The sequence below is a fragment of the Dactylosporangium sp. CA-152071 genome, from assembly GCF_050936335.1.
Lineage (GTDB): Bacteria > Actinomycetota > Actinomycetes > Mycobacteriales > Micromonosporaceae > Dactylosporangium > Dactylosporangium maewongense.
Genome location: NZ_JBNJMZ010000002.1, coordinates 3256513 through 3279428, shown reverse-complemented (window position 1 = coordinate 3279428; position 22916 = coordinate 3256513). Strand labels below are relative to the sequence as shown.

The 22916-nt window shown below is 71.5% G+C and carries 18 protein-coding genes; 7 read left to right on the top strand and 11 right to left on the bottom strand.

Annotation, left to right across the window (positions count from 1 at the left end; all coding sequences use genetic code 11):
* Positions 1-68: 68 nt before the first annotated feature.
* Positions 69-1319, top strand: coding sequence for a cysteine--1-D-myo-inosityl 2-amino-2-deoxy-alpha-D-glucopyranoside ligase (mshC, locus tag ACQEVZ_RS54755; protein WP_433383785.1), 1251 nt, complete (start codon positions 69-71; stop codon positions 1317-1319).
* A gap of 511 nt (positions 1320-1830) precedes the next feature.
* Here the strand turns inward: mshC and ACQEVZ_RS54750 are convergent.
* The gene (locus ACQEVZ_RS54750; RefSeq protein WP_433383783.1) at positions 1831-2706 is read right to left on the bottom strand and encodes a LysR family transcriptional regulator; all 876 of its coding nucleotides are present in this window, start codon (positions 2704-2706) and stop codon (positions 1831-1833) included.
* Between the two features lie 72 nt (positions 2707-2778).
* On the opposite strand from ACQEVZ_RS54750, the gene ACQEVZ_RS54745 reads away from it, so the two are divergent.
* The 3 genes from ACQEVZ_RS54745 to mctP all read left to right on the top strand — a co-directional run bounded on the left by ACQEVZ_RS54745 (position 2779) and on the right by mctP (position 5843).
* Complete coding sequence (locus ACQEVZ_RS54745) at positions 2779-3705, top strand: threonine ammonia-lyase (protein ID WP_433383781.1); 927 nt, start codon at positions 2779-2781, stop codon at positions 3703-3705.
* A 254-nt stretch (positions 3706-3959) separates the two neighbouring features.
* Positions 3960-4181 (top strand): DUF3311 domain-containing protein, encoded by a 222-nt coding sequence (locus tag ACQEVZ_RS54740; RefSeq protein ID WP_433383779.1) that lies wholly within the window; start codon positions 3960-3962, stop codon positions 4179-4181.
* A gap of 6 nt (positions 4182-4187) precedes the next feature.
* A complete protein-coding gene (mctP, locus tag ACQEVZ_RS54735) occupies positions 4188-5843 on the top strand; it encodes a monocarboxylate uptake permease MctP (protein WP_433383777.1) in 1656 nt (551 codons plus the stop codon).
* 78 nt (positions 5844-5921) lie between these two features.
* Here the strand turns inward: mctP and ACQEVZ_RS54730 are convergent, their stop codons facing one another.
* The 3 genes from ACQEVZ_RS54730 to ACQEVZ_RS54720 all read right to left on the bottom strand — a co-directional run bounded on the left by ACQEVZ_RS54730 (position 5922) and on the right by ACQEVZ_RS54720 (position 8531).
* A complete protein-coding gene (locus ACQEVZ_RS54730; protein ID WP_433383775.1) occupies positions 5922-7019 on the bottom strand; it encodes a hypothetical protein in 1098 nt (365 codons plus the stop codon).
* Positions 6955-7545: a SigE family RNA polymerase sigma factor gene (locus tag ACQEVZ_RS54725; protein WP_433383773.1), complete on the bottom strand. Its 591-nt coding sequence runs from the start codon at positions 7543-7545 to the stop codon at positions 6955-6957. The genes ACQEVZ_RS54730 and ACQEVZ_RS54725 overlap by 65 nt, the downstream gene beginning before the upstream one ends.
* Positions 7546-7736: 191 nt before the next feature.
* Positions 7737-8531: a GntR family transcriptional regulator gene (locus tag ACQEVZ_RS54720; protein WP_344502155.1), complete on the bottom strand. Its 795-nt coding sequence runs from the start codon at positions 8529-8531 to the stop codon at positions 7737-7739.
* Between the two features lie 126 nt (positions 8532-8657).
* Here ACQEVZ_RS54720 and ACQEVZ_RS54715 point away from each other — a divergent pair, with 126 nt between their 5' ends.
* A complete protein-coding gene (locus ACQEVZ_RS54715; RefSeq protein ID WP_433383770.1) occupies positions 8658-9872 on the top strand; it encodes a pyridoxal phosphate-dependent aminotransferase in 1215 nt (404 codons plus the stop codon).
* A gap of 12 nt (positions 9873-9884) precedes the next feature.
* On the opposite strand, the gene ACQEVZ_RS54710 is transcribed toward ACQEVZ_RS54715, so the two are convergent.
* Positions 9885-10769 (bottom strand): PAC2 family protein, encoded by an 885-nt coding sequence (locus tag ACQEVZ_RS54710; protein WP_344502157.1) that lies wholly within the window; start codon positions 10767-10769, stop codon positions 9885-9887.
* 104 nt (positions 10770-10873) lie between these two features.
* Here ACQEVZ_RS54710 and ACQEVZ_RS54705 point away from each other — a divergent pair, with 104 nt between their 5' ends.
* Together ACQEVZ_RS54705 and ACQEVZ_RS54700 are read left to right on the top strand one after the other, a co-directional pair.
* Entirely contained in the window at positions 10874-11836 is a 963-nt protein-coding gene (locus ACQEVZ_RS54705) for a ketopantoate reductase family protein (RefSeq protein ID WP_344502158.1), read from the top strand.
* Between the two features lie 54 nt (positions 11837-11890).
* Positions 11891-12526, top strand: a complete 636-nt coding sequence (locus tag ACQEVZ_RS54700) for an HAD family hydrolase (protein ID WP_344502341.1) — start codon at positions 11891-11893, stop codon at positions 12524-12526.
* A 164-nt stretch (positions 12527-12690) separates the two neighbouring features.
* On the opposite strand, the gene ACQEVZ_RS54695 is transcribed toward ACQEVZ_RS54700, so the two are convergent.
* The 6 genes from ACQEVZ_RS54695 to ACQEVZ_RS54670 all read right to left on the bottom strand — a co-directional run bounded on the left by ACQEVZ_RS54695 (position 12691) and on the right by ACQEVZ_RS54670 (position 21587).
* Complete coding sequence (locus ACQEVZ_RS54695; RefSeq protein WP_433383767.1) at positions 12691-15255, bottom strand: ABC transporter permease; 2565 nt, start codon at positions 15253-15255, stop codon at positions 12691-12693.
* 2 nt (positions 15256-15257) lie between these two features.
* Entirely contained in the window at positions 15258-16013 is a 756-nt protein-coding gene (locus tag ACQEVZ_RS54690) for an ABC transporter ATP-binding protein (protein WP_344502160.1), read from the bottom strand.
* A 224-nt stretch (positions 16014-16237) separates the two neighbouring features.
* Complete coding sequence (locus tag ACQEVZ_RS54685) at positions 16238-18787, bottom strand: ABC transporter permease (protein WP_433383764.1); 2550 nt, start codon at positions 18785-18787, stop codon at positions 16238-16240.
* A gap of 3 nt (positions 18788-18790) precedes the next feature.
* The gene (locus ACQEVZ_RS54680) at positions 18791-19588 is read right to left on the bottom strand and encodes an ABC transporter ATP-binding protein (protein WP_433383762.1); all 798 of its coding nucleotides are present in this window, start codon (positions 19586-19588) and stop codon (positions 18791-18793) included.
* 104 nt (positions 19589-19692) lie between these two features.
* A complete protein-coding gene (locus ACQEVZ_RS54675; RefSeq protein ID WP_425552192.1) occupies positions 19693-20298 on the bottom strand; it encodes a response regulator in 606 nt (201 codons plus the stop codon).
* An 80-nt stretch (positions 20299-20378) separates the two neighbouring features.
* Complete coding sequence (locus tag ACQEVZ_RS54670) at positions 20379-21587, bottom strand: sensor histidine kinase (RefSeq protein ID WP_354902711.1); 1209 nt, start codon at positions 21585-21587, stop codon at positions 20379-20381.
* Between the last annotated feature and the right edge of the window lie 1329 nt (positions 21588-22916).

The following is a 22916-nucleotide window of genomic DNA, read 5'->3' as shown; positions in this document are numbered from 1 at the left end:
GTCTACGCTAGGTTCGTCACACCGGTTTCCCCGATGTTTCGGTCGTACCCCGCGGATAGTCTTGGCGGATGGACTCATGGTCGGCACCGGCGGTGCCCACGCTGCCCCGCACCGCTGCCGGTGCGACCACCCTCGCCCTGTTCGACTCCGCCCGCCGCGAGATCGCGCCGGTGCGGATCGAGGGCAGGCCCGCCACCATGTATGTCTGCGGCATCACCCCCTATGACGCCACCCACCTCGGCCACGCCGCCACGATGCTCGCGTTCGACCTGGCCAACCGGGTCTGGCGCGACGCCGGCCACGAGGTCGACTATGTCCAGAACGTCACCGACATCGACGACCCGCTGCTGGAGCGCGCCGCCCGCGACGGCGAGGACTGGGTCGTGCTCGCGATGCGCGAGACCGCCCTCTTCCGCGAGGACATGGAGGCGCTGCGGATCATCCCGCCGAAGCGCTACGTCGGCGCCGTCGAGTCCATCCCGCAGATCGCGCGCAAGGTGTCCGGGCTGATCGCGAGCGGCCACGCGTATGCGCTGGAGGACGGCACCGGCGACGTCTACTTCAGCGTCGCGACCGCCCCCGGCTTCGGTAGCGAGTCCAACCTGTCCCGCACCGAGATGCTCCGCCTCGCCGCCGAGCGCGGCGGCGACCCGCAGCGCCCCGGCAAGCGCGACCCGCTCGACCCGCTGCTCTGGCGCGGCCTGCGCGAGGGCGAGCCCGCGTGGGACGGCGGCGACCTCGGCCCCGGCCGCCCCGGCTGGCACATCGAGTGCGCCGTCATCGCCCAGAGCCTCCTCGGCGACACCATCGACGTCCAGGGCGGCGGCAACGACCTGCTCTTCCCGCACCACGAGTGCTCCGCGGCCCACGCCGAGGCCCTCAGCGGCAAGACCCCCTTCGCCACGCACTACGTGCACGCGGGCATGATCGGCCTCGACGGCGACAAGATGTCCAAGAGCCAGGGCAACCTCGTCTTCGTCTCCCGCCTCCGCGGCGACGGCGTCGACCCGATGGCGGTCCGCCTCGCCCTCCTCGCCGACCACTACCGCAACGACCGCCAGTGGACCGACGACGTCCTCAAGACCGGCCAGCAGCGCCTCTCCCGCTGGCGCTCCGCCGCCAAGGCCTCCATCGGCCCGTCCGGCATCGAGCTGCTCGACCAGCTCCGCGAGCGCCTCGCCGACGACCTCGACACGCCGGGCGCCCTGGCCGCCGTCGACGCCTGGGTTGACGCCACCCTGGCCGACGCCGGCGACGACCGCGACGCCCCCGCCGTGCTGCGCCTCGCCGTCGACGCCCTGCTGGGCATCAAGTTGTAACCGGTTCCCACCGCCGGCGCGCCGCCGGGCATCAAGCCCGGGCCCGCGTCGTTGAACCGTTGAAGGAATTGCGCGGGCGGGCAGGCCTGATCGCCGCGCCCGGGTCCGTCGGACGCCCCGGGTCGCCGCCCGGCGGAGGCCCCCGCCCGCGCTGCTTCACCTCCGTGCCCCGGCCGGGCTACGTCATGAACGGTCGCGAGGGCGCATGGTCGCTCGTTGCCTGCCTGCCGGAACGGTGCGGGGGCGTGGCGGGCCACCGGGTCTGCCGGTCCCCTCTCATCGCCGCAGGTAACGGGCCGGTCTGTGGCCTCTGAGCGCCAAACGACGGGGGAGCCAGAGCAGACCGGTTTCGGAGTCGTCGAGGTGCGGCAAGTGTTCGAGGTCTGCGCGGCGGACGTTGCAGACCGTGAACAGCGCCGTGCGGTGACCAGCACCAAGGTCCACGACCGGTCCGAAGAACTTGCCGACGGCTTCCGTTGTACGGCAGGCCCGCCACTGGTGGCCCGAGCGGCTATGCGGGCGGCCCGGTGGCCAGGAGGGCGGCGAGCAGGGCGGCGGGGGCGGGCGGGTCCGGGGGCGTGCCGTAGAGGGCGGCGGTCACGCGGCGGCCCGGGCCGGGGAGTGGCTGCGCCCGGACGCCCGCCGAGCGGTGTGCGCGCAGCGCCAGGTCCGGCAGGATCGTGACGCCCAGGCCGGCGGCGACCAGGGCCTGCACGGCGACGTAGTCGTCGGTGGTGAAGGCGATCTCTGGCGTGAACCCGGCCGCCGCGCACCGCCGCACGAGGCTCGTCCGGCAGCGTTCGCAGCCGCCGATCCAGCGGGCGCCGGCGAGGCCGGCCAGGTCGCGGGTCTCGGCGAGGCCGGTGACGAGGTGCAGCGGCTCGTCGAACAGCGGGGTCAGCCGGACGCCGTCGTCCGGGACCGGGTCGCCGCCGGCGTAGTCGAAGACGACCGCCAGGTCGACCTCGCCGGCCTTGAGCAGCCGCAGGGCCTCCGGCGGCTCGGCCTCCACCAGGCTCAGCGCGACGCCCGGGTGCGACGCGGCGAAGCGGGCGGCGGCGAGCGGCACGAACGACCCCAGCGCCGACGGGAACGCGGCGAGCCGCACCCGGCCGGACGTCAGGCCGGTCAGCGACTCGAGCTCGGCCTCGGCGGCGTCGAGCCGGCCCAGGATCTCCTCGGCGCGCTCGGCGAGGAGCCGGCCGGCGGGCGTGAGGCGCACGCCGCGGCCGACGCGCTGCACGAGACACGCGCCCGTCTCGGCCTCGAGGCGCGACAGGTGGTGGCTGACCGACGGCTGGGCGTAGTGCAGCGCCTCGGCGGCGGCGGTGACCGAGCCGTGCCGGGCGACCGCGGCGAGCACCCGTAGGCGCGTCACGTCAAGCATAGATCCCACCTATGAGTTTCCGAGAAACTCGGCATTGGATTTATATATGGTACCGGCACCAAGTTGGAGCCCATGGTGAGTCTCAACGATGTGCTGGGTGCCCGGCGGGTGCTCGACCCGCACCTCCCGGCAACGCCGTCCTGGTCGTATCCGCTGCTGGACGAGGTCGCGGGCCGCCGGGTGGTGGTCAAGCACGAGAACGCGCAGCCGACCGGCGCGTTCAAGGTCCGCGGTGCGCTCAACCTCATGGCCGGCCTGGACGCGGGGGAACCCGTCGTCACGTACTCGACCGGCAACCACGCCCGGTCGATCGCGTACGCCGCCCGCGCGTTCGGCGTCCCGGCGCACGTCGTGATGCCGGCCGGGGCCGCGGAGTTCAAGATCCGTGCGGTGCGGGCGCTCGGCGCGACCGTGACGCCGCACGGGGCGAACATGGCCGAGGCGGAGGCGCACGCCGAGGCGCACGCCAGGACGGTCGGCGGGCGGCTGGTCAGCCCGGGCGACGAGCCGGCCGTGATCGCGGGCGTCGGGACCGCCTACCTGGAGCTGTTCGAACGGCACCCGGACCTCGACACGGTGGTGGTGCCGGTCGGCAGCGGTACAGGAGCGGCCGCCGCCTGCGTGGTCGCCGCCGCCGTCGCGCCCGGCTGCCGGGTCGTCGGCGTGCAGTCCAGCGCCGCGCCGGCCGCGCACGACTCGTGGCGGTCCGGTGCCTGTGTGCGGCGGGACAACCGGACCAGGGTCGACGGGCTGGCGACGGGGCGCGGGTTCGAGCTGCCGCAGAAGATCCTGCGGGACCTGCTGGCCGACTTCGTGCTCGTCGACGACGACGCGATCGACGCCGCCCGGCGGGTGCTGTCCGGCAGCGCGCACACCCAGGCGGAAGGCGCCGGCGCCGCCGCCCTGGCCGCGGTCCTCGCCCGGCCCGACCTGATGGGGGAGCGGGTCGCGGTGATCCTGACCGGCGGCAACGCCACGCCCGCCGAACTGGCGCGATGACCGCCCGCCCGCGCCGGGCACACAGAAAAGGCCCGCGGAAGGGGCCCGCGAGAGGCACACGGAAGGGCGCCGCGGAAGGGCCGCAGGGACCGAACAGGACCCCGTTGGTGTGATCCAGGACACCGTCCGGCGCGCGGAACCGACCGTTCGCCGATCCGTGACCCCACCGGTCAGCGGCCGGGACGCCGATCAGGTTACGTCGATCTACCTGGCCGCCCGCCAGGCGCGCACAACCCTCGTGAAGGAGGTAGGCCGTGACCGGTCCCGAACTCCCCGACACCCCCCGGGCCGCGGACAAGAGCCCGTGGAACTGGCTGTTGTTCATCCCGATCGTGCTGCCGCTGGTCACCGTCTGGTACAACGCCGACAGTCCCCGCCTGCTCGGCTTCCCCCGGTTCTACTGGATGCAACTGGCCATCATCGCCGTCGGCGTCGGCACCACGACGCTGGTCTACCAGATGACGAAGCGGCGGTGACCGGCGATGTGGCGTGACCATCAGGTCGAGATCGCGATCTTCGTCATCCTGTTCGTCGGGGTGAGCGTGGTCGGCTTCGTCGCCGCCCGCTGGCGCCGCCCGGACAACCTCAACCACCTCGACGAGTGGGGACTCGGCGGCCGCAACTTCGGCGGCTGGATCACCTGGTTCCTCGTCGGCGGTGACCTGTACACCGCCTACACGTTCGTCGCCGTCCCGGCGCTGCTGTTCGCGGCCGGCGCGGCCGGCTTCTTCGCCGTGCCGTACACCGTCATCATCTATCCGCTCGTGTTCCTGGTCCTGGTGCGGATGTGGTCCGTGTCGCACCGGCACGGGTTCGTGACGCCGGCCGACTTCGTGCGGGCCCGGTTCCAGTCACCGACGCTCGCGCTGCTGATCGCGGTCACCGGGATCGTGGCGACCATGCCGTACATCGCGCTGCAGCTCGTCGGCATCGAGTCCGTGCTCAAGACGATGGGGGTGACCGGTGAGGGCGCGATCGCCCGGCACCTGCCGATCATCGTCGCGTTCGCGATCCTCGCCGCCTACACCTACTCCAGCGGCCTGCGGGCGCCGGCGCTCATCGCGTTCGTCAAGGACACCCTGATCTACGTCGTCATCCTCGTCGCGGTGTTCTACCTGCCGTACAAGCTCGGCGGCTGGGGTGCGATCTTCGACGCCGCCGACGCGAAGTTCGACAAGACCCCGGCGGCGACCGACGGCATCCTCCTCAACGCCAACAACCAGCTGCAGTACATCACCCTCGCCCTCGGCTCCGCGCTCGCGCTGTTCCTCTACCCGCACAGCCTCACGGGTGTACTGGCGAGCAGGAACCGCGACGTGATCAAGCGGAACATGTCGGCGCTGCCGGCGTACTCGCTGCTGCTGGGCCTCATCGCGCTGCTCGGGTACGCCGCGATCGCCGCCGGTGTCACCCCGCTGAAGAACCCGAACGGCACCAACGACAACAACACCGTCGTGCCGATGCTGTTCGACAAGCTCTTCCCCGACTGGTTCGCCGGCATCGCGTACGCCGCGATCGGCATCGGCGCGCTCGTCCCCGCCGCCATCATGTCGATCGCCGCCGCGAACCTGTTCACCCGCAACGTGTACCGCGAATACCTGAAGCGCGACGCCACCCCGCACCAGGAGGCGACCGTGTCGAAGGTGACGTCGCTGCTGGTCAAGGTCGGTGCGCTGGTCTTCGTCGTCTTCGTCGACCCGCAGTTCTCCATCGACCTGCAGCTCATCGGCGGCGTCATCATCCTGCAGACCCTGCCGGCGGTCGCGCTGGGCCTGTTCACCAGGTGGTTCCACCGCGGCGCGCTGATCGGCGGGTGGGTCGCCGGGATGGGCCTCGGCATGTGGATGCTGTACCAGATCCCGAACGCCGCCACGAAGCGCGCCCACTTCGGCGGCTCGGCGTTCCCGTTGAAGGAGTTCGGTTTCGACTCCGCGAAGACGATCTACGTCGGTTTCGTCGCGGTCGCGGTCAACCTGATCGTCGCGGCGCTGCTCACGCTGATCCTGCGGGCCGCGTCGGTCACCGACGGCGGCGACGACACCAGCGCGGCGGACTACTTCGCCGACGAGGGCGACCCGCGCGTCGACGCCGCCCGCCCGGCCACCAAGCCGGAGGTCGCCCCCGACCCGATCACCTGACCGATCACCTGAACAACGCCCGGGAACGATGACGGCCACCCACCGACCGGTGGGTGGCCGTCGCCGTCGTCAGGCACGTCAGGCCGGCACGGGCGTCCAGGTGCGCTCGTTCTTCACGTCGGCGAGGGTGGCGCCGTCGAGGACCTTCGTCATCTCCGTGTCGGTCAGCCGTCCGCCGCTGCTGACCTGGATGTTCACGCCGCCGACCCACCGGTTGCAGAAGCCGTTGCCGCAGGTCACGCCCGGCGAGGGCGGCTGGTTGGAGTTGGCGGCCGGCACGACGTACACCACGAAGCTGCCCTTCGGGTCGGCGCCGTCCTCACCGCCGAACGGCGCGGTCAGGCCGGTCGTCGGCAGGGCCGGGTTGCTGAACAGCAGGCCCGCGTAGTCGCCGTCGCGGGCGGCGGCGATCCCGTTGAGCCCCGTCATGGCGTGCATCGACGCTTCCTGCAGGCGGTATCCGGCCGGCACGTAGCCCAGCTTCACCGGTGCCTTCACCGGCACCGGCGTCTGGCCGCGCAGCCCGGCGGCGAGGTCGCGCAGGTCCTTCGCCGACGGGTACGCGGCGTCGTCGGAGCTGGCCTGGATCACCGCCCACGCATCCGTGTTGTACTGCCACGCCAGCGTCCGCCGCGTCGCCCAGCCGAGGTACGGGCCGCCGGCCTCCAGCCCGGGCCGCCCGCCGACGGTCACCGGCTGCGTGCCGGTCAGCTTCGACGGGTCGTACGCGCCGGCCCGGTACACGGTCAGGTACGCGTACAGCTTCTTGCCGTCCTGCGCCGGCGCGTTCGGGTCGGCGGCCTTGTCGGTGGTGGTCAGCCCGTCCGCGTACACGGAGGCGAGCTGGTACGCCGTCGACACGTCGACCGGCTGCGCCACCCGCAGCTTCCCGACCTTGTAACCACCGAACGTGAACGTGAACGGCTCCGCCGTCGCGGGCACCGGCTGGTTGTTCTCCGGGGCACCCATCTGGAGCTGTGCCTCCTCGCCGCCCCGTCCGAGGGCGGGCACGGCGACGGCGGCGGCGATCACCCCCAGTACCGCGGCCGCGGCGGCACCGGTCGCCATCCGGCGGCGGCGCTGGACCCGCCGGCCCGCCGCCAGGATCTGGTCAGCGTCGTGCCGCAGCGGCGGTGGCTCTGACGTCGCCAGCTCCACCAGGTCCTGCATCTGCATTGGTCCACTCTCCGAGTTCAGACGGTTCATCCAAGACCACGCCTCCGGCGGCGAGGGCCGCCCGGAGATTCGCCAGACCTCTGGTCGTCTGGCTCCTGACCGATGCGGCCCGGATCCCGAGCACCTCCGCGGCCTCCTCGGCCGTCATGCCCAGGTAGTACCGCAGCACCAGCACCGCCCGCTGCCGGACGGGCACCGCCTGCAGCGCCCTGCGCACGGTCAGGCGTTCGTCGGAGACACCGCTGGGATCGGCCTGCGCGACGTCCGGCACCTGGTCGCCGGCGGATCGTTCCCGCCGCCACCACGGCCGCCGGGTCTCGTCGATCGCTGCCCGCACGACCATCGTCTGCGCGTACAGGTCCGGTCGGTCGAGCCGCGACCAGCGCGGATACAACTTGGCCAGGGCGTTGGCGACGGCGTCCTCCGCCGAGTGCCAGTCCCCGCACGTGACGTATGCCAGGTTTCGCAGCGCCGCCATCCGCGCCGCCACGAACTCCCGGAACCCGTCCGGATCCTCTGCCTTCAAAGGGCCGCTCCCTCCGCCGCGGATAGAACGGTCCCCGCCCACCCGAACGCTGCACGCCCGCCGGAACTTTTCTCGGATGTGCGGTCGCAAGTGTGCCGGACCGGCCTGACCTGCGGCGTCGCATCGGGAGCCGGTCGTCGTGCGACGACCGGCTGCGGCGGTGGGGGGACCGGCGGAGGGGCCGGGTGGGGCTAGCCGAGGGCCAGGTCGGGCTCGTCGGTGGGGAGGCCGGGGCGGACGCCGGGGATCTTGTACTCCTCGGTCAGCGAGGTCATCGGGCCCGGCCAGGCGGCCTGGGCGACCTCGATCGGCTTGTGCTCGGCGTCGTACGCGATGTGCAGCAGCACCAGGACGGGCGTGTCGGGGCGGATCTGCAGCAGCTCCGCCTCCTCGCGGGTGGGGAGGCGGGCGCTGACCTGGTCGCGGGCGCTCGTGTAGCGGCGGCCCGTCTCGGCCTCGACCTCCTGGTACAGCGGGCGGTCGAACACGTCGGGGCGCTCGATGGACGTGCCGCGGACGTCGGCGGGGCGGAACCAGGAGGCGCCGACCTCGACCGGGGCGTCGCCGGTGCGGACGAGGTGGCGGCGGACGAGCAGGTGGACGCCGACGTCGATGCCGAAGGCCTCGGCGACGTCCGGGGGGCAGGGCATGGCGCCGACCTGCATCAGGTGCTGGCGGTAGCGGGCGGCGAGCTCGGCGTGGTAGCCGCGCTCCGCGCCGTAGCGCCCGCGGGAGAGCCGGTTCATCCGGCGCTTCGTGCCGCGGACGAACGTCCCCGAACCGGGGCGGGTGATCAGCAGGCCCTCGATCCGCAGCTGGTCGATGGTGCGCTGGACGGTCTGCTTGGCGACCCCGAACTGGGTGGCGAGCGACGGGATCGACGGCAGTCGCTCACCGGGGGCCCAGTCGCCACGGTGGATCCGGGCCCGGAGCTGCGCGGCGATCTGCCGGTGCGGGAACTCCGCGGCCCCAGGGTTGATGGTCATACCTAGAAGGCTAGCCTCCTAGGATGCTCTACGCAAGGCGAACCGGGTCACGACAGGCGGCACAACTTCGCCACATCCTGGGAACTGGCTACTGAAGCATGGGAGCGGGGCTCGTACTGTGGCTGCATGCAGGTGACTCAGTCCGCGAAGCTGGCCAACGTCTGTTACGACATCCGCGGACCGGTCATGGCCGCCGCCAAGCAGATGGAGGCCGAAGGCCACCACATCCTGAAGCTCAACATCGGCAACCCGGCGCCATTCGGGTTCGATGCGCCGGAGGAGATCCTCCAGGACGTCATCCTGAACCTGCCCTCCGCCCACGGCTACGGCGACTCCAAGGGCCTGCTGTCGGCCCGGCGCGCGGTCGTGCAGTACTACCAGCAGAAGCAGGTCTACGGCGTCGACATCGAGGACGTGTACCTCGGCAACGGCGTCTCCGAGCTCATCGTGATGGCGCTGCAGGCGCTGCTCGACAACGGCGACGAGGTGCTGATCCCCTCGCCGGACTACCCGCTGTGGACCGCGTCGGTCAGCCTGTGCGGCGGGCGGGCCGTGCACTACATCTGCGACGAGACCAACGACTGGATGCCGGACGTCGACGACATCGCCAAGAAGGTCACGCCGCGCACCAAGGCGATCGTCGTCATCAACCCCAACAACCCGACCGGCGCGGTGTACTCGCGGGAGATGATCGAGCGGATCACCGAGGTCGCCCGCAGGCACAACCTGCTGGTCTTCTCCGACGAGATCTACGACAAGATCCTCTACGACGACACGACGCACGTGTCGACGGCCGCGGTCGCGCCGGACCTGCTGACGCTCACGTTCAACGGGCTCTCCAAGGCGTACCGGGTGGCGGGCTTCCGCACCGGCTGGCTGGTGCTGTCCGGGCCGAAGCAGCACGCGACCAGCTACATCGAGGGCCTGGACATCCTCGCCAACATGCGGCTGTGCCCCAACGTGCCGACGCAGCACGCCGTGCAGACGGCGCTCGGCGGGTACCAGAGCATCAACGACCTCATCCTGCCCGGGGGCAGGCTGCTCGCCCAGCGTGACACCGCGTGGCGGATGCTGAACGAGATCCCGGGCGTGTCGTGCACGAAGCCGCAGGGCGCGCTCTACATGTTCCCGCGCATCGACCCCGAGGTGCACCCGATCAAGGACGACCTGCAGTTCGCGCTCGACCTGCTCCGCAAGGAGAAGCTCATGGTCGTGCAGGGCACCGGGTTCAACTGGCACAATCCGGACCACTTCCGGATCGTGACGCTGCCGCGGGTGTCCGACCTGGAGGACGCGATCGGGCGGATCGGCCGCTTCCTCAGCACCTACCGCCAGGTCTGACGAACGTAGCCGCTACCAAGCGCCCGTCGCGGAAGGGCCGGCCTGGCCCCCGCGGCGGCGCAGGTACTTCTCGAACTCCTGCGCGATCTCGTCGCCCGACAGCGGCTGCAGACCGGCGTCGCCGGAGCGCTCCTCCAGCTCGCGGACATACTCGGCGAGCTCGGCGTCCTGCTCGGCGGCCTGCTTGAGCCGCTCCTCCCACTCCGAGGACTCCTTCGCCAGGTCGCCGGTCGGCACCGGCAGGTCCAGGACCTCCTCGACGCGGTGCAGCAGCGCGAGGGTCGCCTTCGGGCACGGCGGGTTGTTGGCGTAGTGCGGCACGTGCACCCAGAAGGACACGGCCTCCAGGTCGGCGCGGGCGCACGCGTCGTGCAGGACCCCCACGATGCCGGTCGGTCCCTCGTACCGCGTGGGCGTCAGGCCGAGCCGCTCGCCGGCGTCGCCGGTGGTGGCGCCGCGGGGCGCGGAGCCGCTGACGGGCAGCGGGCGGGTGTATGGGACGTCGGCGAGCAGGGCGCCGAGCAGCACGATCCGGCTCACCTCGAGGCTGTGGCAGACCTCGAGGACCTGCTCGCAGAACGTGCGCCACCGCATGCTGGGCTCGATCCCGCGGATGAGGACGATGTCACGCTCCGCATCGGGCGGCGTGGCCACCGAGAAGCGGGTGGTGGGCCACTCGATGCGGCGGGTCTCGCCCTCGGACATCATCACCGTCGGCCGGTTGACCTGGAAGTCGTAGAAGTCCTCCGGGTCGAGCGAGGCGATGGGCTCGGCGCCCCATTCCTGTTCGAGGTGCTCGACGACGGCGGTCGACGCGTCGGCAGCGTCGTTCCACCCTTCGAACGCGGCAATCGCGACAGGGGAGCGCAGCACGGGCAGGCCGTCGAACTCGGTCACGGTCCCAGCCTACGTTGGACACCGCCGGATGGCTTGCCGGCCGCGCCAGGGTGTCGATTTTCAAGATCACGTCCGGTCCGGCCGGCGGCGAATACTCTGGGTCGATGCGATGGCTGATGTACGGGGCGGGTGCGGTCGGCGGTGTGGTCGCGGGCCGGCTGGCGATGGCCGGGCACGACGTGGCGGTCGTCGCGCGGGGCGCGCACCTGGCGGCGATCCGCCGCGACGGGTTGACGCTGCGCCAGCCGTCGGGTGACACGGTCGTCAAGCTCGACGCGGTCGAGCACCCGGGGGACACGCACAAGGACGTCGTCGTGCTCGGCATGAAGAGCATGGACACCGCGGCCGCGCTGGTCGCCCTCGAAGGGTTCGACGGGCCGGTCGTGTGCCTGCAGAACGGGGTCGCCAACGAGCGTGCCGCCCTGCGGCACTTCGCCCGCGTGTACGGCGTCCACGTGATCCTGCCCGGCAGCCACCTGGAGCCCGGCGTGGTGACCGCGCACTGCGCCCCGGTCCCCGGCATCCTCGACCTCGGCCGCTTCCCGTCCGGCAGCGACGCGACCGCGCAGGCCCTGGCCCGTGACCTGGAGTCGGCCGGGTTCGTGTCGCAGCCGCGGCCGGACATCATGCGCTGGAAGTACCGCAAGCTGCTGATGAACCTCGGCAACGCCGTGGAGGCGCTGTGCGGCCGGGTCGACGGCGTCGACGAGGCGGCCGAGCCGGTCCGGGCGGAGGGCGAGGCGGTGCTGCGGCACGCGGGGATCGACGTGGCGTCCGCGGCGGAGGACCGGGAGCGCCGCGGCGACATCATGCGCTGGCCCGGGGGCGTGGGGCGGGCCGGCGGGTCGTCGTGGCAGAGCCTGGCCAGGGGCACCGGCACCGTGGAGGCCGACTACCTCAACGGCGAGATCGTGCTGCTCGGCCGCCTGCACGGGGTGCCGACCCCGGCGAACGAGACGGCGCGGCGGCTCGTGCAGCGGGCGGCCCGGTCGGGCGCACGGCCGGGCTCGATGACGCCGGCGGAGTTTCTGCACGCCGTGAGCTTGAGCACGAACGACGGACGGTGACCGCCCCGCTCAGGCAGGATCCGTCAGGTGGCTTCTGACGACCGGCTCGCGGCCGTGCTCTTCGACATGGACGGCACCCTCGTCGACAGTGAGAAGGTGTGGTCCGTCGGCCTGACCGAGCTCGCCGCGCACTACGGCGGTGAACTGTCCGCGCAGGCCAGGCACGCGATGGTCGGCAGCAACATGACCGACTCGATGCGGCTGCTGCACGCCGACCTCGGCCTACCGGCCAGCATCAGCACCGACGCGAGCGTCCGGTGGCTGGAGGCGCGGGTGAAGGAGCTCTTCCACGGTGGCGTCGAGTGGCGTCCCGGCGCGAAGGAGCTGCTCGCCGCGCTGCGTGCGGAGGGTGTACCGCTCGCGCTGGTCACCGCCACGCACCGGCACCTGGTGGACGTGGCCCTGCTGACGATCGGGGCGGACAACTTCGACGCGGTCGTCGCCGGCGACGAGGTGGACCAGACGAAGCCGCACCCGATGCCGTACCTGACGGCGGCGCGGCTCGTCGGGGCGGTCGCGATGGACTGCGTCGCGGTGGAGGACTCGCCGAACGGCGTGCGCAGCGCCCGGGCCGCCGGCTGCGCGGTCCTCGCCGTGCCGTGCGAGGTCGACCTGGACCCCACCGGCGTGACCCTCGTCGAGTCCCTGCTCGACGTCGACGTCGCGTACCTGCGCAAACTGGTCGCATAGCGGCGCGCGCCGGCGGCGGGACGGCGTCCGGTCTTCGGTCGCCTGGCGAGGTCGCGGATCACTGTGCGGACCGGTCGCGCCGCGGGTGTCCGTACCGACGCGGAAACCGGAAACGGAGAAGGGGCGCCTCCCCGAGAAGGCGCCCCTTGGTCCGTGCGACGTGGTCAGTCGTGCGCGATCGCCTGCAGGACGTTGACCCGCGAGGCCCGGATCGACGGCAGGATCGCCGCGAGGACCCCGACCAGGGCGGCGAGCAGCAGGTACGTCGCCATCTGCGTCCACGGGAAGGCCATCTTCGAGAAGCCGTCGTCCTTCAGCGCCCGGACCACGGCCGCGCCGAGGCCGGTGCCGACCGCGAGGCCGAGCAGCGCGCCGAACGTGGAGATGACGACCGCCTCGACGGTGACCATCCGCATCGTCTGCGCCCTGCGCATCCCGATGGCGCGGAGCAGCCCGAGCTCGCGGGTCCGCTCCAGCACCGACAGGGCGAGGGTGTTGACGATGCCGAGGACCGCGATGAGGATCGCCAGCGCCAGCAGGATCTGGATCATGGTGAGCAGCTGGTCGAACTGCGCGGACTGCGCGTCGACGAACTCGGCCCGGTTCGCGACCGACACCTCCGGGTTGTCGACGAGCAGCTGGTCGACCTGCCGCTGGATGTCGGCGACCGCGGTGCCCTCGGTGACCCTGATGTAGCCCCAGGACGGCTGGGGACTGCGGAAGTCCTTCACCACGTCACCGGAGACGATGGTGCCGCCCATGACGTCGCTGCGCTTGTACAGGCCGACGACGGTGACCGTGTGCGGCGCGCCGCGGCTGAACTGGATCGTCATCGTCGAGCCGAGCTTCAGGCCGCGCTTCTGCGCGTTCTCGGTGTCCACGACGGCCTGGTTCGGGCCGGTCCAGTTGAGCGTGCCCTCGGTCGGGGTCATCTTGAACATGCCGGCGTAGGCGGCCATGTCGGATGTTGCGGAGATGCCGGTGCCGCCGCCGCCCTCCAGCTGCCCGAAGTCCCAGTACTCGCTGGCGGTGCTGGCCACGCCGGGCAGCTTCGCCGCGGCGTCCATCACGGCCGGGTCGAACTTCGCCGGCCCGTTGTCGTCGCCGTCGCCGGAGATGATCAGGTCGACGGTGACCTGGGTCGCGGCCTGCGACGACAGGCTCTGCTTCGCCGAGGCGAGGATGACGTTGACGCCGGTGATCAGGGCGAGGCCGACCATGAGCGCGGCCGCGGTGATCGCGGTGCGCCGCGGGTTGCGGCCCGAGTTGAGCCGGCCCAGCTTGCCCGGCACCGACCAGGAGAACAACCGGCCGAGCAGCGCGACCACCGGCCGGGCCAGCAGCGGCGTGAGCAGCGCGACGCCGATGAAGCTGATCAGGACGCCGCCGAGGATGAGCCACAGCGTGTTGTCGCCCTGACCGGCGAGGCCGAGGCCGAGCATGGTGCCGCCGGCCGCGCCGATGAGGGCGCCGCTGACGGTGAGCTTGGTCAGCGGGCGGTCCGGGGTCGCGACCTCCTGCAGCGCCGCGATCGGCGGGATGCGGGAGGCGCGCAGCGCCGGCAGGACCGCGGCGACGACCGTCACCAGCAGACCGACGACGAACGCGCTGATCACGGCGGCGGCGGGCACGCCGACGCTGGCGAGGGCGACGCCGCTGACGTTGCCGAACACCCAGGCGAGCAGGACACCGACGCCGACGCCGGCGGCGAGGCCCAGGACCGAGGCGATGAGCCCGATCGCGACCGCCTCGATGATCACCGAGCCGAGCGTCTGGCCGCGGCTGCCGCCGAGGGCCCGCATCAGCGCCAGCTCACGCGTCCGCTGCGCGACGATGATCGAGAATGTGTTGAGGATGAGGAACGTGCCGACGAACAGGGCGACACCCGCGAAGCCGATCAGGACGTTGTTGAAGAACGACAGCCCCTCCCGGAAGTCCTTCGTCGTCTCGTCCTGCAGCTGCTTGCCGGTCTTGACCTGGAACCCGCCGGCCTGGCCGCTCTCGCCGCCGAGCGCGGCGGCGACGTCGGCGCGCAGCTGGTCGTGGCTGACGCCGGGCGCGGCGGTGACCTTGATCGAGCTGTACACGTCCTTCTCGCCGAGCATCAGCTCCTGCGCGACCGGCGTGGTGAAGAAGACCTCGAGCGAGCCGCCGAGGGAGTCGCGGTCGCCGCTGTAGCCGACGATGCCGACGAGCTTGAACACCTTCTTGCCGGGCTGCAGCGTCAGTACGCCGACGTCGTCGCCGACCTTGACGCCGGCGGCCTTCGCCGTGGTCGCGTTGACCACGATCTCGTCGTCGGCCTGCGGGCCGCGGCCCTCCCGCAGCTGCATCAGGTCGGACGTGCCGACCCAGTTCTCGCCGAGGCGCGGCGGGCCGAACGTGGTGACGACCTTGCCGTTCTTGCCGATGACACGGGCGCCGTCGGCGTTGGCCTCACCGACGACCTTCGCGACGCCGGGCACGTTCTTCAGCTTGTCCAGCGTCGCCGCCGGGATGTTCGACGCCTGCGACGGTCCCATGTCCTGGCCGTCGACCTTCGGCTTCTGGGTCACCTGGACGTCGGTGTCCTCGAACACCGACGCGAACAGGCTGTCGAACGAGCGACCCATCGTGTCGGTGAGCACGAACGCCCCCGACACGAACATCACCCCCAGCACGACGGCCAGCCCGGACAGGACCAGCCGCAGCTTGCGGGAGAGCAGGCTCTTCAGTGTGGCGCGCAGCATCGTCAGGCCGCCTTGTCGAGACGCTTGAGACGGTCGAGGACGGCGTCGGCGGTCGGCGCGTACAGCTCGTCGACGATGTGCCCGTCGGCGAGGAACACGACCCGGTCGGCGTACGAGGCGGCGTTGGGGTCGTGGGTGACCATGACGATGGTCTGGCCGAAGTCGCGGACCGAGTTGCGCAGGAACGCGAGGACCTCGGCGCCGGACCGCGAGTCGAGGTTGCCGGTCGGCTCGTCGGCGAAGATGACCTCCGGCCGGGACACGAGCGCCCGCGCGCACGCGACCCGCTGCTGCTGGCCGCCGGACAGCTGGCTCGGCCGGTGCTTGAGCCGGTCCCGCAGGCCGACGGTCTCGATCACGGTGTTGTACCAGGCGGCGTCCGGCTTCCTGCCCGAGATCGACAGCGGCAGCAGGATGTTCTCCTCGGCGGTCAGCGTCGGCAGCAGGTTGAACTGCTGGAAGATGAACCCGACCTTCGTGCGGCGCAGGTTCGTCAGGCCCCGGTCCGACAGGCCGGTGATCTTCGAGTCGCCGATGTAGACCTCGCCGCGCGACACGGCGTCGAGCCCGGCCAGGCAGTGCATGAGCGTCGACTTGCCCGAGCCCGACGGGCCCATGATCGCGGTGAACCGGCCCTTCTCGAGCTCCACGGAAACGCCGCCGAGCGCGTTGACCTGCGCCTCGCCCGTGCCGTAGACCTTCCAGACGTCGACCGCCTTCGCGGCCACCTCGGTGCGCGTCGCAACCGATGCAGTCATGATTCCCCCTGGTGAATGGTGTGCCTTCATCCTCGGGGCGGTTCCGGCTCGTCTCGTCCGCCCGCAGGGCGACCCGACCACCGGTTTTGGGCGGGGGTTTGGCCCGGAGCGGAAATCAGGGTCAACCCCTAGCCCGCCTTTCTCAGCCTTCACAGAAAGGGCTCCGGAAAAGCGGAAAAGCCGGTCGGGGGAGACCCCCGACCGGCTTTTGTCAGCGCTGGTGCCTATTCATACGCGATGGCGTTGAGCACGTTGAGGCGCACCGCCCGGATCGCGGGGATCAGGCCGGCGACCGCGCCGACGACGAGCGCCCCGATGATGTAGGCGATCATGTACCCCCAGGGCAGCGTGACCGCGCCGAAGCCGATCACCGACTTGAGGGCGGTGACCGTCGCCGCGCCGAGCCCGACCCCGACGACGAGCCCGAGCACCGTGCCGAACAGCGTGATCACCACGGACTCGATCGTCACCATCGACCACGTCTGCCGGCGCCGCAGGCCGATCGCCCGCAGCATCCCCAGCTCCCTGGTCCGCTCGATCACCGACAGCAGCAGCGTGTTGATGACCCCGAGCACCGAGATGCCCAGCGCGATGAACAGCAGCACCTGCACGATGACCAGCGCCACGTCGAACTGCTGCCGGCTGGAGCCGACGAGCTCGTCCTTCGTCTGGACGCTGACCTCGGGGTTGTTCTTCAGCACCCCTTCGACCGCGGCCTTCGCGTCGGCGATCGTGACCCCGTCCTTGACCTTGACCATGGCCTGGATCGGCTGCGGGAACGCGAACCCGGTCTGCGCGTCGGCGTTGGAGATGACGACGCCGTTGCCGTTGCTGGTCGAGTTGCTGATCCCGACCATCGTCAGCGTCTTCGTCTGCCCCTTCGCGAACGTCACCGTGATGGTGGTGCCGACCGTGTACTTGCGGTCCTTCGCGGTCTTCTCGTCGGTGGTGAACTCGCCGCTGGCGAGGCGGTCGATCCGGCCCGCGACCGGCCGCAGCTTCAGGACGGTGATCGCGGCCGACGAGTCGTCGTAGGCGAACACGAAGTCCTGCTTGCCGTTGACCTGCACGCCGTCGTAGGTCACGGCGGCGACCGTCTGCGCCTGCGGCAGCGCCTTGATCTGCGTGAGCTCGTCGGGCTGGATGACCGGCGGCACGTCGGACGTCTGCTGCCCGTAGACGACGAGGTCGGCCTGCAGGTCCTTCTCCACCGACTCGCCGATCGCCGTCGACAGCGACGAGAAGATCGTCGAGATCATCGTGATGATCGCGATGCCGATCATGACCGCGCCGGCCGTGATCGCGGTGCGCCGCGGGTTGCGCGACGAGTTACGCCGCCCAAGCCTGCCCGGCACCGAGAAGGAGAACACCGCGCCGAGCCCGGCGACCAGCGGCCGGCTGACCATCGGCGCGAGCAGCGCCACACCGATCAGCGTCAGCAGCACCCCGCCGAACACCAGCAGCAGCGTCGCGTCGCCGGCGCCGGCCAGGCCCCACGACAGCGAGCCGACACCGACCGCGGTGACGACGGCACCGGCGATGGTGATGCCGGTCAGCGGCTTGTCCGTCGTCGCCGCGTCCCGCATCGCCGCGATCGGCGCGACCCGGGCCGCCTTGATCGCCGGCAGCACCGCCGAGATCATCGTGACCAGGATGCCGATCGTGAACGACGTCACGATCGCGGCCACCGGCAGCCCCAGGCCCGCGGACTCCATGTTGGCCAGGGCGGTGAACGCGCTCGCCCCGACCGCGCCGAGCCCCATGCCGACCAGGAACCCGAACAGCGACCCGACGACGCCGATGAGCAGCGCCTCCAGCAGCACCGACCGGATGATCTGCCAGCGGCTCGCGCCCATCGCCCGCAGCAGCGCCAGCTCCCGCGTCCGCTGCGACACGATGATCGAGAACGTGTTGAGGATCAGGAACACGCCGACGAGCAGCGCGATCGTGCCGAACCCGAGGAAGAAGTAGTTGAAGTACTTCAGCAGCCCCCGGATCGCCTCGCTGGACGCCTTCGACAGCTCCTCACCGGTCTGCACGGTGAACGTGGGGCCGAGCGCCGCCTTGATGTTGTCGCGCAGCTGGTTGTCGGTGACGCCCGAGTTGCCCTTGACGTCGATGACGTTGAACACGTCCGGCTCGCCGAGCATCACCTTCTGCGCGGTCGCCTCGGTGAACAGCACCGTCGTCTCGCCGGCCATCGAGTCGCGGCCGCCCGCGTACTGCATGATGCCGGTGATCTTGTAGGTCTTGCGGGCCTCGGCGCGGGCGATGATGTCGACGGAGTCGCCGACGGCGAACTTCCCCAGCTTCGCCAGCCCGTTGTTGATGACGATCTCGTCCGCGGCCGCCGGCGCCTTCCCGGCGATCAGCTTCGTCAGCTCGTCCTCGCCGGTCCAGCTGCCGCCGAACTGCCCGGACTGGCTGATGACCACCTTGCCGTTCTTGCCGACGACGCGGGCGCCGGTGACGAACACCTGGCCGGTCGCCGAGCGCACCCCGTCGACCTTCTCGACCCGCGCCACCTCGTCGGCCGGGATCGGCAGGATCGCCTGGCTGTTGCCGGACGACTCGTCGGCCGTCTGCGACTTCGCCGACACCTGCACGTCGGTGTAGCTGTAGATGTTGGAGAACACGTTGTCGAACGTGCGGCCCAGCGTGTCGGTGAGCACCAGCGACCCCGACACGAACATGACCGACAGCACCACGGCGAGGGTCGACAGGATCAGCCGGAGCTTGCGCGCCAGCAGGCTCTTGAGCGTCGCGCGCAGCACGGCTCAGCCCGCCTGCGGCGCGTCGGTGGCGCTCTCGACCCTGTTTTCCAGGTGGGCGTCCAGGCCCTTGAGCTTGTCCAGCACCGCGTCGGCGCTCGGGGAGCGCAGCTCGTCGACGACCCGGCCGTCGGCCAGGAAGATGACCCGGTCGGCGTAGGAGGCCGCATTCGGGTCGTGCGTCACCATGACGATCGTCTGCCCGAACTCGCGCACCGAGTTGCGCAGGAACGACAGCACCTCCGCCCCCGACCGCGAGTCGAGGTTGCCCGTCGGCTCGTCGGCGAAGATGACCTCCGGCCGCGCCACCAGCGCCCGCGCGCACGCGACACGCTGCTGCTGGCCGCCGGACAGCTGGCTCGGCCGGTGCTTCAGCCGGTCCCGCAGCCCCACCGTCTCGATCACCGTGTCATACCACTTCGGGTCGGCCTTGCGCCCGGCGATCGACAGCGGCAGCAGGATGTTCTCCTCCGCCGTCAGCGTCGGCAGCAGGTTGAACTGCTGAAAGATGAACCCGACCTTGGTCCTGCGCAGGTTGGTCAGATCCCCGTCGGACATCCCCGTGAGCCGGGTGTCACCGACGAAGATCTCACCGCGCGTCACCGAGTCGAGCCCGGCGAGCGTGTGCATCAACGTCGACTTGCCGGACCCGGACGGGCCCATGATCGCGGTGAACTGCCCGCGCTCCAACTCGACGCTCACCCCGTGCAGCGCGATGACCTGGGCCTCGCCGCTGCCGTACACCTTCCACACGTCCACCGCGCGGGCGGCGACCGCCTGCCCGGTCGTGACTGTCGTGGTCACGCTCGATCCCCCTCTGGTTTCGTGAATGCACTCACGCTACGGGGTGATCGTGGGTGTGCCGTCCTCCCGGGGTGCCGGTCGGGGGTACTCCTTGGGAAGGAGACCTATGATCCCGGTCGGACCAGACCCGTCTCGTACGCGAGGACGACGGCCTGGACGCGGTCCCTGAGGCCGAGCTTCGTCAGCACGTGCCCGACGTGCGTCTTCACCGTCGTCTCGCTCACCGACAGCGCCCGCGCGATCTCCGAGTTCGACAGCCCCCGCGCCAGCTGCACCAGGACCTCCCGCTCCCGGTCCGTCAGCACCCGCAGGTCCCGCGGCGGCTCCGCGTCCGGGTCCGGCAGCGCGTCGGCGAACTTGTCCAGCAGCCGCTTCAGGATCCGCGGCGCGACGACCGCCTCACCGGCCGCCACCGTCCGGATCGCGGTGACCAGGTCGTCGGCGGGCACGTCCTTCGCCAGGAACCCGCTCGCGCCGGCCCGCAGCGCGCCCACCACGTACTCGTCGAGGTCGAACGTGGTCAGGATCAGCACACGCACGGGCAGCTTCGCCTCGACGATCGCCCGCGTCGCCGCCACGCCGTCCATGCGGGGCATCCGGATGTCCATCAGCACCACGTCGGGCAGCAGCCGCCGGGCCAGCTCGATCGCCTCGACGCCGTCACCCGCCTCCGCGACGATGTCGAGGTCCGCCTCGCCGCCGAGCACCATCCTGAACCCGGTGCGCAGCAGCGGCTGGTCGTCCACGAGCAGGAGCCGGATAGGCCTCTCGTTCAAGCTCTGCGCCTTTCCTATGCGGGCAGCCGTTCCACGCTGTCCGCATGCTGTTCGATGGGGATCCTCGCGTGCACACGGTAACCCCCGCCGGGCCGCGGCCCGGTGCGCAGCGTCCCCCCGTACAACATGACCCGCTCCCGCATGCCCAGCAGTCCGTGCCCGATCGCGGCGGTGCCCAGCTGCGGCCCGCGTCCGGTGTCGCACACCTCCACGACCACGTCCGAGCGGCTGAACACCATCCTCACCTCGACCGTCGCCGCGCCGGCGTGCTTCAACGCGTTCGTCAGCGCCTCCTGCACGATCCGGTAGATCGTCAGCGCGATGCCCGGGTCCAGCTGCCCCGGCACGCCCTCCACCCGCAGCACCGCCTGCAGACCGGCCTCCCGGATCTGCTCCACCAGCCCCTCCACGCCGGCGAGCCCCGGCTGCGGCGCCAGCTCACCGGCCGGCTCCGCCTCCGTGCGCAGCACCGTCAGCAGCCGCCGCATCTCCCGTAACGCGGTCCGGCCGGTCTCCTCGATCGTCGCGAGCGCTTCGTCCGCGGCGCCCGGATCCCGCTGCAGCATCCGCCGCGACCCGGTCGCGAGGACCCCCATCACGCTCACGTGGTGCGCCACGACGTCGTGCAGCTCCCGCGCGATCCGCCGCCGCTCGTCGGCCACCGCCTGCTCCGTCAGCGCCCGCTGGCTCGTCTCCGCCGTCCTCGCCCGATCCTCCAGCGCCGCCACATACGCCCGCCGTGTCGCCATCATCCGCCCGACCGTGAAGCACACCGCCGCGCTCATCGCGTTGAACAGCAGGAAGACCTGGGGCGTCAGCCCGAGCGGCTCGTCATTGGTGCGCCCCAGCACCGTCGCCAGCACCATCCCCGGCGCCCAGATCAGCAGCCCGGCCGCGATCGCCCGCCGCAACGGCAGATACGCCGCCGCCGTGTACGTGAGGACGATCACGGCGAACCCGCCGTACATCACCGGCAGCACCCCGAGGAACGGCACCACGGTGTGCGCCGCCGTGAACCACACCGCCCCCCACAGCCACCGCCGCCGCACCGCCACCGCCAGCAACCCGACCGTGTCGAACGTCACCTGCAGGGCCAGGTTGCCGGCATCGAGCACCTGCTCCGCGAGCGCCGTCGAACTCCCGCCGACCACAGCGAGCACGACCGCGAGCACGATGTCCTGCACCAACGGGTCCGCTCGGCGGCTCAGCACGCGCTTCAGCACTCTTCGTACGCTATCGGCTCCAACCCTGGTTGGATTCGTCGCCGCGTCCGACCCGCGCCTCCTGCTTGAGGATGAGACGCCTGTCCCCCCACCTACGGCGACGCGACGTCCGCGCCCGCGTGATCCAAGGCCGGATCTGGTCGTCCCGGCGGCCAGAACTGTCCTTGGATCAATCAGCCGCACGGCACTGGCACCCGACCCCCCGCGGCAACTCGAGCGCTGACGGATGCGAGGTTCGTGATTGGAGATCGAAGGCCGGTTCTGGTCGTGCTGGCGGCCGGGCCTGTCCTTCGATCAATCAGGCCGGGGCTCGCAGCGGCATGGCACCCGGCTGGCACACGGCGCCTCCGGCAACTCGAGGCCGATCCGCGTGTCGACGGCGGTCGGGTCCGGTGCCGGGCCCGGGTTGGGCGCCGGAGCGGGGCCCGCCCCGGCCTGCCGCGGTGGCACGGTCAGCGGCTCGTCGAGCACGGACCGGGCGGCCGGGCTGGGATACGGACCCCGGCCACTCGGACGCGTCGCCGGGCTGCTCGCCGAGACGACCGAAGCCGGCCGGCTGACCGCGGCGGACTGCTGGCCGAGACGCGTGCGATGCTCACTCCCGTGCCATGCCCCTGCCCGCGCCGTGCGGTGCCGGGTCGCACCTGCGCCGCGCCCGGCAGGACCGCCAACATCTGATCCACGACCGGGCTGCGGTTTGCCCACCGCATTCACCGGCTGCGCCCGACCCACGATCGCGACGGTCCGAACTCGCCCTGCCGCCCCAGCGTCGCGCGGTGCCCGTGCCGTGTCGCGCCCACTCCTGCTCAGTGTCCGCACCCGCGCAGTGCCGCGTCCGCACCCGCGTAGGCCCCCGCATCCGGCCCACAGTCGACCCGGGCCGTGTCTGTGCCGCGTCCGCGCCGTGGCCACACCCGTGCACCGCGCGTGCCCGCACTTCGGCCAGGCTCACGGGACGAGCTAGGTCATTGTGCCGGGTGGCACCCGTCGCCGGGCGGCACTGGGCCCGCCGCACCGGCCTGACGGAGTGAGCCTTCAGCGCATCGCGCGGCGCTCGGACCCTGCCATCCCGCACCGCGTCCGGTCTCGATCCGGCCCGTGCCGGTTCCGGGCGAGTCGAGCGACACGCTGCCCGTCCCGCTCCATGTCACGCCCGTGCCCGCCTGCACCCGGCGCCGCCCCGGCACCGCGTGGTGCCCGGGTCGTGCTGCGCCGTGCCCGCGGGAGGACCTGGGGCTGTGCCGACGCACCAAGTCACCGCGCCGGGTGGCCCCCCTCACGGGACGGCGCTGGACTCACCGCGCCGGCCTGACGGCGTGGGCCCTGAGC

What these genes read in the sequence shown, in the direction of transcription:
- mctP (WP_433383777.1), top strand. Translation starts at nt 4,188, where the DNA reads ATGTGGCGTGACCATCAGGTCGAGATCGCGATCTTCGTCATCCTGTTC.
- ACQEVZ_RS54715 (WP_433383770.1), top strand. Translation starts at nt 8,658, where the DNA reads ATGCAGGTGACTCAGTCCGCGAAGCTGGCCAACGTCTGTTACGACATC.
- ACQEVZ_RS54690 (WP_344502160.1), bottom strand. Translation starts at nt 16,013, where the DNA reads ATGACTGCATCGGTTGCGACGCGCACCGAGGTGGCCGCGAAGGCGGTC.
- ACQEVZ_RS54745 (WP_433383781.1), top strand. Translation starts at nt 2,779, where the DNA reads ATGGTGAGTCTCAACGATGTGCTGGGTGCCCGGCGGGTGCTCGACCCG.
- ACQEVZ_RS54675 (WP_425552192.1), bottom strand. Translation starts at nt 20,298, where the DNA reads ATGGTGCTCGGCGGCGAGGCGGACCTCGACATCGTCGCGGAGGCGGGT.
- ACQEVZ_RS54730 (WP_433383775.1), bottom strand. Translation starts at nt 7,019, where the DNA reads ATGCAGATGCAGGACCTGGTGGAGCTGGCGACGTCAGAGCCACCGCCG.
- ACQEVZ_RS54720 (WP_344502155.1), bottom strand. Translation starts at nt 8,531, where the DNA reads ATGACCATCAACCCTGGGGCCGCGGAGTTCCCGCACCGGCAGATCGCC.
- mshC (WP_433383785.1), top strand. Translation starts at nt 69, where the DNA reads ATGGACTCATGGTCGGCACCGGCGGTGCCCACGCTGCCCCGCACCGCT.
- ACQEVZ_RS54750 (WP_433383783.1), bottom strand. Translation starts at nt 2,706, where the DNA reads ATGCTTGACGTGACGCGCCTACGGGTGCTCGCCGCGGTCGCCCGGCAC.
- ACQEVZ_RS54705 (WP_344502158.1), top strand. Translation starts at nt 10,874, where the DNA reads ATGCGATGGCTGATGTACGGGGCGGGTGCGGTCGGCGGTGTGGTCGCG.
- ACQEVZ_RS54695 (WP_433383767.1), bottom strand. Translation starts at nt 15,255, where the DNA reads ATGCTGCGCGCCACACTGAAGAGCCTGCTCTCCCGCAAGCTGCGGCTG.